Annotated in this window: 13 protein-coding genes; 8 read left to right on the plus strand and 5 right to left on the minus strand. The window is 71.3% G+C overall.

What is annotated here, in order from left to right; genetic code table 11:
• Window positions 1-10: 10 nt before the first annotated feature.
• From NUT86_RS11180 to NUT86_RS11195, 4 genes are all read left to right on the plus strand, one after another.
• The gene (locus tag NUT86_RS11180; protein WP_274734908.1) at window positions 11-1567 is read left to right on the plus strand and encodes an FAD-dependent monooxygenase; all 1557 of its coding nucleotides are present in this window, start codon (window positions 11-13) and stop codon (window positions 1565-1567) included.
• Window positions 1568-1694: 127 nt separating this feature from the next.
• Window positions 1695-2438, plus strand: a complete 744-nt coding sequence (locus NUT86_RS11185) for a maleylpyruvate isomerase family mycothiol-dependent enzyme (RefSeq protein ID WP_018091893.1) — start codon at window positions 1695-1697, stop codon at window positions 2436-2438.
• A 9-nt stretch (window positions 2439-2447) separates the two neighbouring features.
• Complete coding sequence (locus NUT86_RS11190) at window positions 2448-3104, plus strand: MBL fold metallo-hydrolase (protein WP_093645277.1); 657 nt, start codon at window positions 2448-2450, stop codon at window positions 3102-3104.
• Between the two features lie 93 nt (window positions 3105-3197).
• Window positions 3198-4265, plus strand: coding sequence for a S66 family peptidase (locus NUT86_RS11195; RefSeq protein WP_159490371.1), 1068 nt, complete (start codon window positions 3198-3200; stop codon window positions 4263-4265).
• 98 nt (window positions 4266-4363) lie between these two features.
• On the opposite strand, the gene NUT86_RS11200 is transcribed toward NUT86_RS11195, so the two are convergent.
• From NUT86_RS11200 to uvrB, 4 genes are all read right to left on the minus strand, one after another.
• The gene (locus NUT86_RS11200; protein ID WP_018091896.1) at window positions 4364-5347 is read right to left on the minus strand and encodes a TerC family protein; all 984 of its coding nucleotides are present in this window, start codon (window positions 5345-5347) and stop codon (window positions 4364-4366) included.
• Between the two features lie 215 nt (window positions 5348-5562).
• The gene (locus NUT86_RS11205; protein ID WP_274734911.1) at window positions 5563-7698 is read right to left on the minus strand and encodes a TerD family protein; all 2136 of its coding nucleotides are present in this window, start codon (window positions 7696-7698) and stop codon (window positions 5563-5565) included.
• 102 nt (window positions 7699-7800) lie between these two features.
• The gene (locus tag NUT86_RS11210) at window positions 7801-8379 is read right to left on the minus strand and encodes a TerD family protein (protein ID WP_018091898.1); all 579 of its coding nucleotides are present in this window, start codon (window positions 8377-8379) and stop codon (window positions 7801-7803) included.
• 231 nt (window positions 8380-8610) lie between these two features.
• The gene (gene uvrB / locus NUT86_RS11215; protein ID WP_159490375.1) at window positions 8611-10743 is read right to left on the minus strand and encodes an excinuclease ABC subunit UvrB; all 2133 of its coding nucleotides are present in this window, start codon (window positions 10741-10743) and stop codon (window positions 8611-8613) included.
• A gap of 738 nt (window positions 10744-11481) precedes the next feature.
• Here uvrB and NUT86_RS11220 point away from each other — a divergent pair.
• From NUT86_RS11220 to NUT86_RS11230, 3 genes are all read left to right on the plus strand, one after another.
• Window positions 11482-12369 (plus strand): glycerophosphodiester phosphodiesterase, encoded by an 888-nt coding sequence (locus tag NUT86_RS11220; protein WP_018091900.1) that lies wholly within the window; start codon window positions 11482-11484, stop codon window positions 12367-12369.
• A gap of 86 nt (window positions 12370-12455) precedes the next feature.
• Complete coding sequence (locus tag NUT86_RS11225) at window positions 12456-13049, plus strand: methylated-DNA--[protein]-cysteine S-methyltransferase (RefSeq protein WP_159490377.1); 594 nt, start codon at window positions 12456-12458, stop codon at window positions 13047-13049.
• A gap of 51 nt (window positions 13050-13100) precedes the next feature.
• Window positions 13101-13643 (plus strand): DUF1697 domain-containing protein, encoded by a 543-nt coding sequence (locus NUT86_RS11230; protein WP_093645288.1) that lies wholly within the window; start codon window positions 13101-13103, stop codon window positions 13641-13643.
• A gap of 19 nt (window positions 13644-13662) precedes the next feature.
• On the opposite strand, the gene NUT86_RS11235 is transcribed toward NUT86_RS11230, so the two are convergent.
• A complete protein-coding gene (locus tag NUT86_RS11235) occupies window positions 13663-14124 on the minus strand; it encodes a type II toxin-antitoxin system PemK/MazF family toxin (RefSeq protein WP_018091903.1) in 462 nt (153 codons plus the stop codon).
• Window positions 14125-14263: 139 nt separating this feature from the next.
• Between NUT86_RS11235 and NUT86_RS11240 the strand changes: the two genes are divergently transcribed.
• Window positions 14264-15694 carry a WGR domain-containing protein gene (locus NUT86_RS11240; RefSeq protein WP_159490381.1) on the plus strand — a complete coding sequence of 477 codons (1431 nt, stop codon included), beginning with the start codon at window positions 14264-14266 and terminating at the stop codon, window positions 15692-15694.
• Window positions 15695-15704: the final 10 nt, after the last annotated feature.

Raw genomic sequence — 15704 nt, forward strand, 5'->3', positions numbered from 1 at the left:
CACTTACTCCATGACGCATGACGCAGACGTAGTGGTGGCGGGGGGCGGCCCGGTGGGGCTGATGCTCGCCTGCGAACTCGCACTGGCAGAGGTCTCGGTGATCGTCCTGGAGCGGCTCACCGAAGTGGACACGACGATCAAGGCGGGGGCGATCAACTCCCCCAGTTCGGAGGCCTTTTACCGGCGCGGGATGCTGCCCGCCCTGGCGGAGGCACAGCGCGAGGCCTTCGAGAGGTTCAGCTCGTTCCTGCGGCAGCGGCAGGCCGCCGGCGCCTCCACGGTGCGGCAGCCGCCGAAGTTCGCCGGGCATTTCGCGGGCATCATGCTGCGCGGCGACCTGCTGGACGAGTCCGACCCGGACTTCGACGGCCACGGACCCGCCGCCGACGTCGGCCTCGTACCGCAGGAGGCGCTGGAGCGGCTGCTCGGCGCTCGCGCCGCCGAACTGGGCGTCGACCTGCGCCGCGGGGTCACCCTGACCGGCTTCGACGCCGACGACGACGGCGTACGCGTCCACACCTCCGACGGGCCGCTGCGCACCGGCTGGCTGGCCGGCTGCGACGGCGGCCGCAGTATGGTCCGAAGGCTCGCCGGCTTCCCGTTCCCCGGCACGGACCCCGAGATCACCGGCCGTCAGGCCCTGGTGGAGATGACCGGCACCGAGGAACTGGGGGCCGGCTGGAACTGGACCAAGACCGGGACGTATGTGCACGGGCCGATGCCCGGCCGGATCCTCACCGTGGAATTCGACGGGCCGCCCGCGGACCGCGAAGCGCCCGTCACCGCCGAGGAGTTGGAGGAGTCCCTGCGCAAGGTGTCCGGGGTGCCGGGCGTCGAGATCCACAAGGTGCTTTCGGCGACCCGGTTCACTGACCATGCGCGCCAGGTTCCCGACTACCGCTCCGGACGGGTACTGCTGGCCGGTGACGCGGCCCATGTGCACTCGCCGTTCGGCGGCCAGGGGCTGAACCTCGGCATCGGGGACGCGATGAACCTCGGCTGGAAACTGGCCGCCACGGTACGCGGCTGGGCGCCCGAGGGGCTGCTCGACACCTACACGGCCGAGCGGCACCCCCTGGGCGCGTGGGTGCTGGAGTGGTCCCGGGCCCAAGTGGCCCTGATGCGGCCGGAGTCGCACGCCCGGGCGCTGCGCGAAGTGATCTCGGAACTGACCGGAACCACCACCGCCACCACCTTCTTCGCCAAGAAGATCTCCGGTGTCGCGCAGCGCTACGACCTGCCCGGCGACCATCCGCTGACCGGCCGCAGCGCACCGGACCTGGAGCTCTCCGACGGCACCCGGCTCGCCGGCCATCTCCACGACGGGAACGGGCTGTTGCTCGATCTCGCCGATGACGCCGGGGTGCGCGAGCGCGCCGCGGGGTACGGCGACCGGGTGCGGATACGCACCGCGGCCTGCCCCGGGCGGCCCGGCCTGGCCGGTCTGCTGGTGCGGCCGGACGGCTGCACCGTCTGGGCGGCGGACTCCGGCGCCCAGGACACCCGGGAGGCTCTGGACGCAGCGCTCCGGAGCTGGTTCGGCACACCGGACAGCCAGGCGGCCTGACCGCCACCGCGGGTGGCGCGGACCGGCCGGGCCGGCCGGCTGATACGCGCCACCCGCCCCGCCCGCGTACGCCCCGACCGGCGCCGGCCGACTCCCGAACCCGCCCCGACGGCGCTAGCGTCGGACCATGACCCTCACCCCGCCTGACTTCCCGCACGATGTGGCAGCCGTCCGCGAGGCCACCGACCGGCTCCTGGTCTCGGTGAGCAAGCTCGACGACGCGGCGATCGGCGAGCCGTCGCTGCTCCCCGACTGGACCCGCGGCCATGTCCTCGCCCATCTGGCGCGCAACGCGGACGCGCTGGGCAACCTCCTCACCTGGGCGCGTACGGACGTGCGGACACCGATGTACGCCAGTGCCGAGGCGCGTGAGCGCGATATCGAGCAGGGGGCCGGCCGTCCGCTGGCGGCCCAGCTGGAGGATCTCCGGGAGAGCGCAGCGCGGTTCGACGCGGCGATGGAGGCGCTGCCGGAGGCACGCCGGTCCTTCGAGGTGGAGATGCGCAACGGCGTCGTCGAGCGGGCCGACCGGCTGCCGCTGCGCCGGCTGGCCGAGCTCGAACTGCACCATGTCGACCTCGGCGTCGGCCACACCGTCGACCAGCTGTCGTCCGCCTTCATCGACCGTGAGCTGGACTTTCTGACCGCGATCAAGTTCGCCGGTCACCCGGATGTGCCTCCGCTGGAGCTGCGGGCCGACGACGGCCGCCGGTGGCGCACCGGCCGCACGGTGACCGGGCCGGATGCCGGGGCCGTGCCGCTGGTGGTGACGGGCTCCGCGGCCGCGCTGGTCGGCTGGCTCACCGGGCGCGGCGACGGCAGCACACTGGACAGCCACGGCTCCGTCCTGCCTGCCGTACCGCCGCTCTAGAGTGGTCCCATGGGCTACAGCGGAGCAGTGAAGGTCGGCGGACCGGCCGACGTGCACGAGCTGACCGACCTGATGATTTCCAAGGTCGCGGTCGGTCCGATGAACAACAACGCCTATGTGCTGAGGTGCCGGGCGACCGATGAGCAGCTGCTGATCGACGCGGCCGCCGAGCCGCACACCCTTCTCTCGCTGATCGGCGACAGCGGTATCGCCTCCGTGGTCACCACCCACCGGCACGGTGACCACTGGGGCGCGCTGCGCGAGGTCGTCGACGCGACGGGCGCGCGGACCTACGCGGGGCGGTACGACGCCGAGGGCATCCCCGTCCCCACGGACGTGCCGGTCGAGGACGGCGACACCCTCACCGTCGGCCGTGTCGAACTGACCGCGCGCCACCTGGTCGGGCACACCCCGGGCAGCATCGCGCTGGTCTACGACGACCCGCACGGGGCGCCCCATCTGTTCACCGGGGACTGCCTGTTCCCCGGCGGCGTGGGCAACACCTTCGGCAGCGCCGAGAACTTCGCCCGTCTCATCGACGACGTGGAGGGCAAGCTCTTCGGCGAACTCCCCGACGAAACCTGGGTCTATCCGGGCCACGGCAACGACACCACACTCGGCGCGGAGCGTCCGCACCTCGCCCAGTGGCGCGAGCGCGGCTGGTAGGACGCGGGACGGCGGACACGGCGGGCCCGTACGCCTCGGCCGGGCGACGGGAAATGGGCTGCCGGTCCGCCGGAGCGCCCGTACCCTCACGCCATGCCGATCTCGTCGCCGTCCGCCTCCGTGCTCCGTCACCCGCCCAAGCCTCGTCCGGGTGACCGCGTGGCCGTGCTCTCGCCCTCCTCGGGCCTGCCGCAGCGGTTCCCGGTTCCGTATGAACTCGGTCTGGCCCGGCTGGAGAAGGAGTTCGGGCTGATCCCGGTCGAGTACCCGACCACGCGGAAGTGGGGCGCCGGTGCGCAGGAGCGGGCCGCCGATCTGCATGCGGCGTTCGCGGACCCGGACATCACCGCCGTGTTCGCCAGTATCGGCGGCGACGACCAGCTCACCGTGCTGCCCCATCTGGACCGTGAGGTCTTCCGCGACCACCCCAAGCCGTTCTTCGGCTACAGCGACAACACCAATCTGCTGGCGTATCTCTGGAACACCGGAATCGTCGGCTTCCACGGCGCCGCGGTGATGTGCGAACTGGGCCGCCCCGGGGCGATGCACCCGCTCACCGCGGATGCGCTGCGCGCCGCGCTGTTCACCCCGGGCCCGTATGAACTGCGGCCGGCGGAGCGCTACGGCGACGAGAACGGCGACTGGGACGACCCGGACACCTTCGCCGCCGAGCCAGCGCTGTGGCCCGGCGGGGGCTGGTGGTGGCACGGTCCGGAGCGGGTGGTTGAGGGCGCCAGCTGGGGCGGCAGCATCGAGGTGCTGTCCTGGATGCTGATGGCGGACCGTGAGATCCAGGAGGATCCGGCCGCGTACGACGGCTGTGTGCTGTTCCTGGAGACCTCCGAGGAGCTGCCCGGGGCCGACGAGGTGTACTTCGTGCTGCGCAGCATGGGCGAGCGTGGTCTGCTGCGGCGGTTTCCCGCGCTGCTGATGGGCCGTCCCAAGGCGTGGTCGCTGTCCCGTCCGCTCTCCGGCGAGGCGAAGGCCTCCTACGTACGCGAGCAGCGTGCGGCGGTGCTGCGCGCGCTGGCTGCGTACGCCCCGGACACCGTTGCGGTCTTCGATGTCGATCTCGGCCACACCGATCCGCAACTGGTGATCCCGTACGGCGGCACGATCCGGGTCGACGGCGTGGCGCGGCGGATCACGGTGACGTACTGACGGGTGCTTCCCGGTACACGGCGACGGCGCCCGGCCCCGCTCCGGGAGGAGCGGGAACCGGGCGCCGTCGTTGCCGTTCCGGGGCCCTGGGCGCCGGCTCAGGCGTCTATGCGTTCCTTGGCCGTGGCCTCGGCCGCGGCCTGCTTCTTCGAGGCGCGCAGGCTGGTGAGGGTGGTGACGACCAGGACGGCGCAGATGACGCCCAGCGAGACCGGAATGGTGATCTCGGGTACCGGCACCCCGGACTCGTGGAGGGCGTGCAGCACCAACTTCACGCCGATGAAGCCCAGGATGACCGACAGGCCGTACGAGAGGTGGACCAGCTTCTTGAGCAGTCCGCCGATCAGGAAGTACAGCTGCCGCAGACCCATCAGGGCGAAGGCGTTGGCGGTGAAGACGATGTACGGGTCCTGGGTGAGGCCGAAGATCGCCGGGATGGAGTCCAGTGCGAAGAGGACGTCGGTGGTGCCGATCGCCAGCATGACGATCAGCATCGGCGTCATCAGCCGCTTGCCGTTCTCGACGATGAACAGCTTGGTGCCGTGGTACTGGTCGGTCGACGGGAAGCGCTTCTCGACCATCTTCAGGAAGCGGTTCTCCTCGAACTCCTCGTCCTCCTCCTCGGCCCGTGCCTCCTTGATGAGCTTCCACGCGGTCCAGATGAGGAACGCGCCGAAGATGTAGAAGACCCAGGAGAAGTTGGCGATGATCGCGGCGCCCGCGCCGATGAAGCCGGCCCGCAGCACCAGCGCGATCAGCACACCCACCATCAGCACCCGCTGCTGGTAGATCGCCGGGACCGCGAACTTCGCCATGATCAGCACGAAAACGAAGAGGTTGTCGACGCTCAGGGACTTCTCGGTGATGAAGCCGGCGAAGAACTCACCGGCCGGTGCGGTGCCACCGAACAGCAGCAGCCCGACGCCGAACAGCGCGGCGAGGGCGATCCAGACACCGGTCCAGATTCCGGCCTCCTTGAGGGAGACCTCGTGGGGTTTGCGGCCACCGATGAAGAAATCGGCGGCGATCAGGGCGCACAGACCAAGGATGGTCAGGACCCACAGGTTCAGGGAAACGTCCACTGCTCCTCCGGCAGAGTCGTACGGCACTTACAGCGTCGTCGCTGCCGGAGGTCTCTTCCGCCCCGTCCGCCCGAAGGGAACGGGACCGACGCCCCGGGATCTCGTCACACTCTCAATCCGTGATGACGGGTACGTCGTAGTGGGAATACTCCCCTCCGCACCAAGAAGCGTAAAGGAAGCCCAATGAATAGTAAAGAAAAAGGTAAAGTGCCTGCTCAGGAGGCTTTTCTGGCCTCCGCGAGCCGGCCCAGCACCTGACGCACCACCTGACTGCCCTTCGGGGCGAGGGGTGGCTCGTACGTCCAGGCATGGCCGACCCAGGGGTCGGCGAGGTGCGCATCGGGCACGGGGGTGATCCGCAGCAGGGAGCGCCACAGCGGATCCAGGACCGGGCCGTACTCCCGGCTCTGGGCGCGGTCGGCGACCAGCATCAGATGCACTCCGACCGCCGGCCCCTCGTCGGCCAGATAGCGGAGCCGGGTCAGGGCACGGTCGTCGAAGCCGTGCGGGAAGTCATGCACGATCAGCAGCTGCTCGGCGGTGTCGAGATCCGCCGGAAGGGCATCCGCGGCGCGATGGCGCACGGCCATCTGGACGAGCTCCACCCGCCGCGTCAGCTCCTCCAGGACCGCGGTCACCCCCTGGGCGCCCGGCAGCGGGAAGGCGGGCAGCGCACCGCTCTCCACCAGCGGCGCCAGCGCCGGCGCGGCGGCCCCGGCCGGGTCGATGACCTGCACCGCGAAGTCGCCGGCGGGGTGGATGGCGAGCAGCCGGGCGGCGATCGCGACGGCCGACTCCATGGCCAGGCGGCGCAGCTCGGACTCGTCGGGCGGCCCGTCCGTGAGTGCGCCGGGCAGCTCCCGCCGGCCGATGTCGCGCTCGGGACCGGGGCCGCCGTGGGCGTAGGAATCGGGCCCGCTGTCGATCCACAGGCCGCGCTCCAGAGGGAGACGGACCAGCATGGGGATGCGGAGGTCCAGGACCTCCGGGAGGTGCAGATCGCCCAGGCGCAGCGCCATCGGACGCTCCGCCGGGACGTGGTAGCCCTGCCATACGGGGTTGTCCCAGCGGGCGAAGGCGGGCGGCAGCGCGGGCTCCACGACCTCCGACTCGGCCATGAGCTGCGCGAGGTCACGGTCGAGGGCGGCGCGGGCCTGGGTGACGAGGGTGGCGTGCTTGTCGCGGGCGGTGACGCGCGCGTCCTCGCCCGCCGTGCCGAGGCGGTGGCGCGGGTCGGCAAGGGCCCGGTCGAGCTCCTGCTCCAGGCGGGACTCGGCGAAGTCGGCGGCGCTGCGGTAGGCGGCGACCGAACGCGCCAGGTCCTCGAACATGCCCCAGACCTGGTTGTAGAGCCGCTCGTCCATGCTCCAGCCGGCGGCGTCACCGGCCACCGGCAGCGGGGAGCCGTCCGGTGCGGTGGGACCCGCGGCCGAAGGAGGCGTGCCGGCCGGCCGCGTGGCAGACGGGGCGGGGGCGGCCGGTGCGGGGGTGCTGCGTCGTCGGGGGTGCCGGTAGTCGATGGGGCCGCCGTCCGCCGGGGCGGGCGGCAGGTCTCCGGCCTTGGCGCCGGCGGCGGCCTTCGCCCCCGCTCCGGATCCGGAGCCGGGCCCGGGTCCGGCCGCGCTCCCGGCTCCTGCTCCGGTTCCGGTTCCGGTTCCGGTTCCGGAAGGTGCCGGTCCGTCAGCTGCTGTGGCGGGCGCGGGGGACGGCCGGTCCTGGGCGGGCGGGGCGGCCGGACCGGCGCCGGGCCGTTCGGACCGGCCGGCCGCCAGGGGTGCGGGCGCCGGGACCGCCCGGGCCTGTCCCCGGCCGACCGCTTCCTCGATCTCCGCGGCCAGCTCCGCCGCCTGGGGCAGCCCCTGGTCACGCAGCATCGCCGGGAGGCCGTCGGCGTAGCCCTGGCCCACGGCCCGCACCTTCCAGGTGCCCTGTCTGCGGTAGAGCTCCACGGCGACGACGGCGGACTCGGCGCCCAGGCCGGTGATCGTGTAGCGGGCGATGCCGGTGCCGTCGAGGCCGGTGACCGTGACGGACGGCGCGGCGGCCGCACCGAAGGCGGTCAGCCCACCGATCCCGGTGGGCAGCGCCAGCAGCACGCTCACCCGGTGGACGGCGGCGGACAGCGCGTCGAGATCCACCGCGATGCGGTGCTCGGCGGCCGCCTGGCGGGGAACCTCGATGCCGGTACGGCGGGGCGCGCCCGGATGGGCCACCGCCTCGACGCCGGAGAGCCTGCCCTGCTCGTCGCCGAGGGTGACGCCGGCGACGACGGGACCGCCCGCCGCCACCCGGATCTCCACCCGCGTCCGGTCCAGTGGATGGTTCTGCCCCCGGACCAGCTCGGCCGTCATCGTTGTTCCCCCTGGTAGTGGTGGCGTTCCCCGGGCCGGACGCCGGGCGCGGGCCCGGAACGGCGGCGGCGCGGCCCGGTGCGCGCTGCCGGACGGTGGTGGCTACAGGTGCGGCACGATCGCCGGCACGAGGTCCTGGAAGGTGCGGCCGACGGAGGGCTCCCCGATGGCGGTCATCTGCCAGCCGTTGCCCACCCGGTGCACCTTGGACATGACCTGTGCGGTGTAGTTGCCGCCGCCCGTGAGGGTGTAGCGGGCCAGTTCCTGGCCGGTGGTCTCGTCCACCAGACGGCAGAAGGCGTCCTGCACCTCGGCGAAGGTCTGGCCGGTGAAGGAGTTGACGGTGAACACGATCTGGTCGATGTGCACCGGCACCCGCGCCAGGTCGACCAGGATCGCCTCGTCGTCGCCGCCCTGGCCCGCACCGCCGACCAGGTTGTCGCCGGTGTGCCGGACCGCGCCGTCATCGCTGACCAGGTGCTGGAAGAAGACGACGTCTATCGGCTTCTTGTCGGCGAACAGCACCGCCGAGGCGTCGAGGTCGATCTCGCTGGTCCGCCTCCCGAAGAGGCCACGGCGCGGCGCCGAGCGCCACCCCAGCCCCATCCGCACCGCGGTCAGGGCTCCTCCGTCGGACTTCTGCAGGCTGATGCCCTGCCCCTTGGACAAATTGACCGACACGCGCCGTCCCCTCTCTCGTACTGTCCCCGCCCAGCTTTCCGGCGGCCCTTCGACCCTACGCACGGTGGCGGGCCGGGGACGCACAAGGCCCGCGTTTTGTGGCGCTTCTGCAACACACCGGGCCGCTGGGCAGAACGCGCTCACGTGCGGCAATGCCCGCAGCGGACCGGTACGGGCAGGCCCGGACGGCGCACGGCCCCCGGACTGTCCCTCGGCTCCCGCCGGTCCCCCTTACTTCACCCCCGCCTCCCTCATTTGCCGCAGCTCCTTCTTCAGTTCACCCACCTCGTCGCGCAGCCGGGCGGCGACCTCGAACTGCAGCTCCGCGGCTGCGGCACGCATCCGCTCCGTCATCTCCTCGATGATCTCGGCCAGTTCGGCGGCGGGACGGTCCGTCAGCTCCGCGCCCGCCTTGGCGCCCTTGCCCTTCGCGCCCTTGGCACCGAGCGCCGGGACCGGTGCCTTGCCCTTGGCATCCTTGGCCTCGGCCCCCTTGCGGAAGCCCGTGCCCAGCAGCTCCTGGGTGTCGATCTCCTCGCGGGCGATGGTGGCGACGATGTCGCCGATCTTCTTGCGGAGCGGCTGCGGGTCGATGCCGTTCTCCTTGTTGTACGCCAGCTGCTTCTCCCGGCGGCGGTTGGTCTCGTCGATGGCCTTCTCCATCGCCGGGGTGACCTTGTCGGCGTACATGTGCACCTGTCCGGAGACATTGCGCGCCGCACGTCCGATGGTCTGGATGAGCGCCGAACCGGAGCGCAGGAAGCCCTCCTTGTCGGCGTCCAGAATGGCCACCAGGGAGACCTCGGGGAGGTCGAGGCCCTCCCGCAGCAGGTTGATGCCGACCAGGACGTCGTACTCACCCGATCGCAGCTCCCGCAGCAGCTCCACCCGGCGCAGGGTGTCCACGTCGCTGTGCAGATAGCGGACCTGGATGCCGAGCTCGAGGAAGTAGTCCGTGAGGTCCTCGGCCATCTTCTTGGTGAGGGTGGTGACCAGGATGCGTTCGTTCTTCTCCGTCCGCTGCCGGATCTCGTGCACCAGGTCGTCGATCTGCCCGTCGGTGGGCTTGACCACCACCTCCGGGTCGACCAGCCCGGTCGGACGGATGATCTGCTCGACGAAACCGTCGCCGCGCGCGAGCTCGTACTTCCCGGGGGTCGCGGACAGATAGACGGTCTGGCCGATGCGCTCCAGGAACTCTTCCCACTTCAGCGGGCGGTTGTCCATGGCGGACGGCAGCCGGAAGCCGTGCTCGACCAGGGTCCGCTTACGCGAGGCGTCGCCCTCGTACATGGCGCCGATCTGCGGGACGGTGACATGCGACTCGTCGATGACCAGGAGGAAGTCGTCCGGGAAGTAGTCGATGAGGGTGTTGGGCGCGGAGCCGGGCTCACGGCCGTCCATGTGCATCGAATAGTTCTCGATGCCCGAGCAGGAGCCGATCTGACGCATCATCTCGATGTCGTACGTGGTGCGCATCCGCAGCCGCTGGGCCTCCAGATGCTTGCCCTGCTTCTCCATCGTGGCGAGGCTGTCCGCCAGCTCGGCCTCGATCCCCGCGATGGCACGCTCCATGCGCTCGGGGCCCGCGATGTAGTGGCTGGCCGGGAAGATGTACAGCTCCCGGTCGTCGCTGATCACCTCGCCGGTGAGCGGGTGCAGGGTGGACAGCGCCTCGATCTCGTCGCCGAACATCTCGATCCGCACGGCCAGCTCTTCATAGACCGGGAAGATCTCGATGGTGTCGCCGCGCACCCGGAAGGTGCCGCGGGTGAAGGCCACGTCGTTGCGGGTGTACTGGATGTCGACGAAGCGGCGCAGCAGCTGGTCGCGGTCGATTTCGTCGCCGACCTTCAGCGGCACCATCCGGTCGACGTACTCCTGCGGGGTGCCCAGGCCGTAGATGCAGGACACCGAGGCGACCACGACGACATCACGCCGCGTGAGCAGGGAATTCGTCGCGGAGTGGCGCAGCCGTTCGACCTCCTCGTTGATGGAGGAGTCCTTCTCGATGTACGTATCGGACTGCGGGACGTACGCCTCGGGCTGGTAGTAGTCGTAATAGGAGACGAAGTACTCGACGGCGTTGTTCGGCAGCAGCTCGCGGAATTCGTTGGCGAGCTGGGCCGCAAGCGTCTTGTTGGGCGCCATCACAAGCGTCGGGCGCTGCAGCTTCTCGATCATCCACGCGGTGGTCGCCGACTTGCCGGTGCCGGTCGCGCCCAGCAGGACGACATCCTTTTCACCCCCGCGGATACGCCGGTCCAGCTCGGCGATGGCCGCCGGCTGGTCGCCATTGGGCTGGTAGGGGCTGACGACCTCGAAAGGCGCCACCGTGCGTTCGATCTTCGATACGGGCCGCATGGGATCCACCGTACGACCCAGCACTGACAACCGACGTGGCCAATGCTCCGACCTGCGGTTTTGCCGTGGGAGCGACCGGTGGCCCGCGGCGCACACGGCGGGCGGCGGGCGCCGCGGGCGCGGGACGGCGGAGGTCGCGAGGCCCGACGGGGCACGGGCCGGCGGGCACGGCGGTGCGGTGGGGCGGGCGGCGGTACGGCGGCGCGCGCGGGACGGTGAGGTCGCGGCGCCCGGCGGGTACGGAGCGCCGCGGGGCCGGTGCGAACACGGGGCCGAGGGCGGACGCGGGGCCGGGGACGGACGCGGGGCCGGGGACGGACGCGGGACGCCGCGCAGGACGTGACCCCCGCGTGCCGGGAAGCTCCCCCGCTCCCGGCCGGAGCCCGTTTGCCTGAGTGCGGCCCGCCCGCACCCGGAACCAGTCGCCCCGGGCCAGCCCGCGAGACGTCCAGTCAAAACCGGTCAGAAGCACGAGGGGTGACGCATCATCGGCCAAGATGCGCGGATGCCGTGGCTCCGGCAAGTTGGACGACGGCGGAGCGTACGTCTGTAGCACGGCTGATCCGGGCATCCTGCAACTGCGCGACGCTCCAGAACGGAACACCGGCCACGTCCCGTTCAGGTCCCGGACACCACACGACCGCCTCCCGCTACGGCCCGGCTGCGAGCCTCTGTCCGTCCGACCCGGTTCACGTCACTACACGTCAGCTCACGTCCACGACGTCACGAGGAGCCCGTATGCGTATTCGCCCCGTCGCCACCGTTGTCGCCGGTGGGCTCATGGGTCTGTCCACGCTCGTCCTCTCCCCGACCTCCGCCCAGGCCGCGGCGGCCGGACACACTCCGCTGACGGTCGCCCACCGCGGTGCCTCGTCCTACGCGCCCGAGAACACCCTCGCCGCGATCGACGCGGCCGACCGGCTCGGAATCGAGTGGGTCGAGAACGACGTACAGCGCACGAAGGACGGCGAGCTGGTCATCCTCCATGACAACTCGCTCGCCCGGACGACCGACGTCGAGCAGGTCTTCCCCGGCCGCTCCCCGTGGAACGTCTCGGACTTCACGCTCAAGGAGATCGAGAAGCTGGACGCGGGCAGCTGGTTCGGACCGAAGTTCCGGGGGGAGCGGGTGCCGACCCTCGAGGACTACATGGACGAGGTCGAGCACAACGACCAGAGCCTGCTGATGGAGCTCAAGTCGCCGGAGCTCTACCCCGGCATCGAGCTGCAGACCCTCACGGAGCTGCGCCGCGCGGGCTGGCTGGACAAGGGGCACGTGAAGCACCGCCTGATCGTCCAGAGCTTCAACGCCGACGCCATCAAGACCGTGCACATGCTCCGGTCGGACATCAAGACGGGCTTCCTCGGCAATCCGTCCGTCGCCGACCTCCCGAAGTTCGCGAAGTACTGCGACCAGATCAACCCCGTCCACACGGCGGTCACCCGGGAGTACGTCGCCGCCGTGCACGGTCTGCGGGGCCCGCACGGCCGGGCGCTGGACCTGTACACCTGGACCGTCGACGACCCGGCGGTCGCGGTGAAGGTCGCCGGCCTGGGCGTCGACGGCATCATCACCAACAAGCCCGACGTGGTGCGTGACGCCCTGGAGGACCACGACGACGACTGAGCGTCCGGCGGCGACGGGGGACGGCAGGCGCGGGGCGCCGGTCCGTTCCCCGTCGCTTTGTCAGTGGTGCGTCCTACCCTGATCAGGTGACGTATCCAGAGCAGGATTCCGGGCCGGCGACACCGCCGGCCGCGGCGCCGGACACAGCGGCGCGGCGTGACTGGGCCTGGAGGCGGCTGGCGACCCCCATCGGTCCGCTGCTGGTCGCGGCGAGCCGGGAGGGCCTGGTCCGGGTCGTCTTCCATGCCGACGAGCGGACGGCCCGCCGGGAGCTGACCCGTCTGGAGCAGCTCTTCGGCGGCCCGCCGCTCGCCGGGATACCCCATCTGACGACGGCCGCCACCGAGCTGACCGCCTATTTCGCCGGGGAACTGCGGGCCTTCACCGTCCCCCTGGACTGGTCGCTGTCCTCCGGCTTCAACGCCCGGGTCCTGCATGCCCTGGCCGACGGTGTCCCCTATGGCAGCGTCGTCGGCTATCAGGACCTCGCCGACCGGGTCGGGGAGCCGGGCGCCGCCCGTGCGGTGGGTGCGGCGATGGGGTCCAATCCGCTGCCGGTCGTCGTCCCCTGCCACCGTGTCGTGGCCAGTGACGGCGGGATCGGCGGCTTCGGCGGCGGCCTGGAGACCAAGCGTCTGCTGCTGGCCCTGGAAGGTGTGCTGCCCGCTCCGCTCTTCTGATCCCGACCGTCTTGCGGCCTCGCCGGGCCGCCTCCCACGAAGGGCAGCGTCATGTCCCGTCAGATCGCTCTGCTCCGCGGCATCAACGTCGGCGGCCACAACTCCTTCCCCAAGGCGAAGCAGCGGGAGCTGGCCGAGTCGCTGGGCTTCGAGGACGTCTCGGTCCTGCTGCAGACCGGCAATATCGTGTTCGCCGACCCCGGTACACCGCCTCAGGAGACGGCCCGGGTGATCCATGACCGGATCGCCGCGGACCTCGGCCTGACGGTGCCGGTCCTCGTCCGGACCGGTGACGAGCTGGCCGCCGCCGTCGCCGCGAATCCGTTTCCGCAGGCCGTGCCGGAGCCCAAGAGCCTCCATGTCACGTTCCTGTCGGCGGTGCCGGCCGACACCTCCCGGCTGGACGCGCTCGACCCTGCCGCGTTCGCGCCCGATCAGTACCGGCTGATCGGGCGCGAACTGTATCTGTGGTGCCCCGGCGGCATCGGCCGCTCCAAGCTCGCCGACGCGGTGAGCCGCGCCCCCCTCGGGGTCACGGCCACCGCCCGTAACTGGAACACCGTCACCAAGCTGCTGGCCCTGGCGACCGCCTGACGTCCCGGCAGCGGACCCCTCAGCGCCAGCCGTAGCGCTCGCGCAGCCGGTTGCCGACCAGGTTGAAGCGGCCCCGGTCCAGGGCGCAGGCCTCGCGCCGCATCCCGGCCGGGTGCACCCGCAGCACCCGGTCCACGGCCACCCATGAGTCGCGCCCCGCGCGGTCCCACGGGCCGGTCCCTATCGGGACCCACTCCCGGTCGTTGTTGTGCCGCTTGCTGGACAGCTGCACGGCCAGCAGCGTGCCGCCCGTCTCCCGGGCGACGACCAGCACCGGGCGGTCCTTGCCCCGGCCGTCGTTCTCCTCGAAGGGCACCCAGGTCCACACGATCTCGCCGGGGTCCGGGTCTCCGTCGTAGTCGGGCGCATAGGTCATGGTCACGGTGCCGACCGAGCGCGGCCGGGCCTCCACGGTGGCGGTGGGCCCCTGGCTGCCGGGCAGCGCGGCGGGTTCGTCGGATGCAGGGAATGAAGTGCTCACAGGGCCACGCTAACCGCCGTCGCACACGCGGCGGTCAGCGGTCCGCGCCCGGCGTCTCCACGGTCGATTGTCAGTGGTCGGCCGTACGGTTTTTTGCAGCGGGGGACGGCCGTCGGGGCCGCCCGGGGAGGGGAGCGCCATGTCCGAGGCCACGACGTATCTGGAGCTGTCGCAAGAGGGCGGCGGCGCCCACAAATTCTACGAGGTGACGGTGCGGGACACGGTCGTCTCGGTGCGCTACGGCCGCATCGGTGCCGACGGCCAGCAGCAGAACTCGACGTTCCCGACGCGGGAGAAGGCGCAGGCAGCGGCGGCCAGGAAGATCGGCGAGAAGGTCCGCAAGGGCTATGCGCCTGCGGTCCGGGGGCAGCGCGCCGCCCGGCCGGTGACGCGCCGCCAGGTCTCCTCCGCACCGTCGACGGCGCGCGCGGTCGCACCGGTGCTGTGGCGTTTCCGTACAGGCGCCGCGGCGTTCGGGATCCACATCGCGGAGGACCGCTGCTGGGTCGGAAACCAGAACGGTGACGTCTACACCCTCGGCCACGACGGCGAGGTGCTGGCGCGCTATCAGCTCCCCGACGGCGTCAAGTGCCTGGTGGCGGACGACTTCTGGATCTATGCGGGCTGCGACGACGGCACGGTCTACGACCTCTCCTCGAAGCTCCCCTTCGCCGCGTACGGCATCGCCCCCGATGTCGACATCTTCTGGCTGGACATCCGCGAAGGCATCCTCAACGTCGCCGACCGCGACGGCGGTCTGACGGTGATCGACCACGAGGACGAGTACCAGTGGTCGCGGCGCAGCGCGGGCCGGCACGCCTGGATGGTGCGACGGGACGAGCACGCCGTCTACCACGGCCATCACCGCGGTGTGACCGCCTACCGTGCCGACGGCAGCGGGGAGTTGTGGCACACCCCGACCAACGGCGCGGTGCTGTTCGGCTGGCAGGAGGACCACTCGGTGTACGCCGGTACCGACCGGCGGGTCGTGCAGCGGCTCACGAAGGACAGCGGCGCGCTGGAAGCCACCTACCAGTGCGACACGGTCGTCTACTCCTGTGCCACGGCTCCGGGCGGCCGCTATGTCTTCGCCGGTGACTCCGCCTCCTCGGTGTACTGCTTCGCCGCCGACGGCACCCGTCTGTGGAAGCTGGGCACCGGCGGCGGATCGGCGCTGTCGATGCAGTATCTGGACGAGAAGCTGTACATGGTCACCACCGACGGGTCCCTGGTGTGTGTGGACGCGAGTGACGCGGCCGTCGCCGCCGCCCGGTCGGGCACGGTCCCGGTGGCCCGGGATGTGAAGTCGGCCGCCGCGCTGCCCACGTACACCCCGTCGGCCACGGTGCGCACGGTGGCGTCCGCCGCCGCTTCGGAGATCGTGGTGGAGTGCGTCCAGGAGGGCGGCCGGCTGCGGGTCCATGTCGTCTCCGACGGCTATGAGCCGTCCTGGAACGTGCAGTTCCCGCGCCACATCCGCCGGGCCGGGGCGCGGTATGTCGTCGATGACCTGGCGGCTTCGTCGGGCGGCTTCTACCGCGTCCGGGGCGAGATCCGCCAGCTCGTCTGAGGCCGGGCGC

It is taken from the genome of Streptomyces sp. G7(2002) (assembly GCF_028870195.1).
Taxonomy (GTDB): Bacteria; Actinomycetota; Actinomycetes; order Streptomycetales; family Streptomycetaceae; genus Streptomyces; species Streptomyces nigrescens.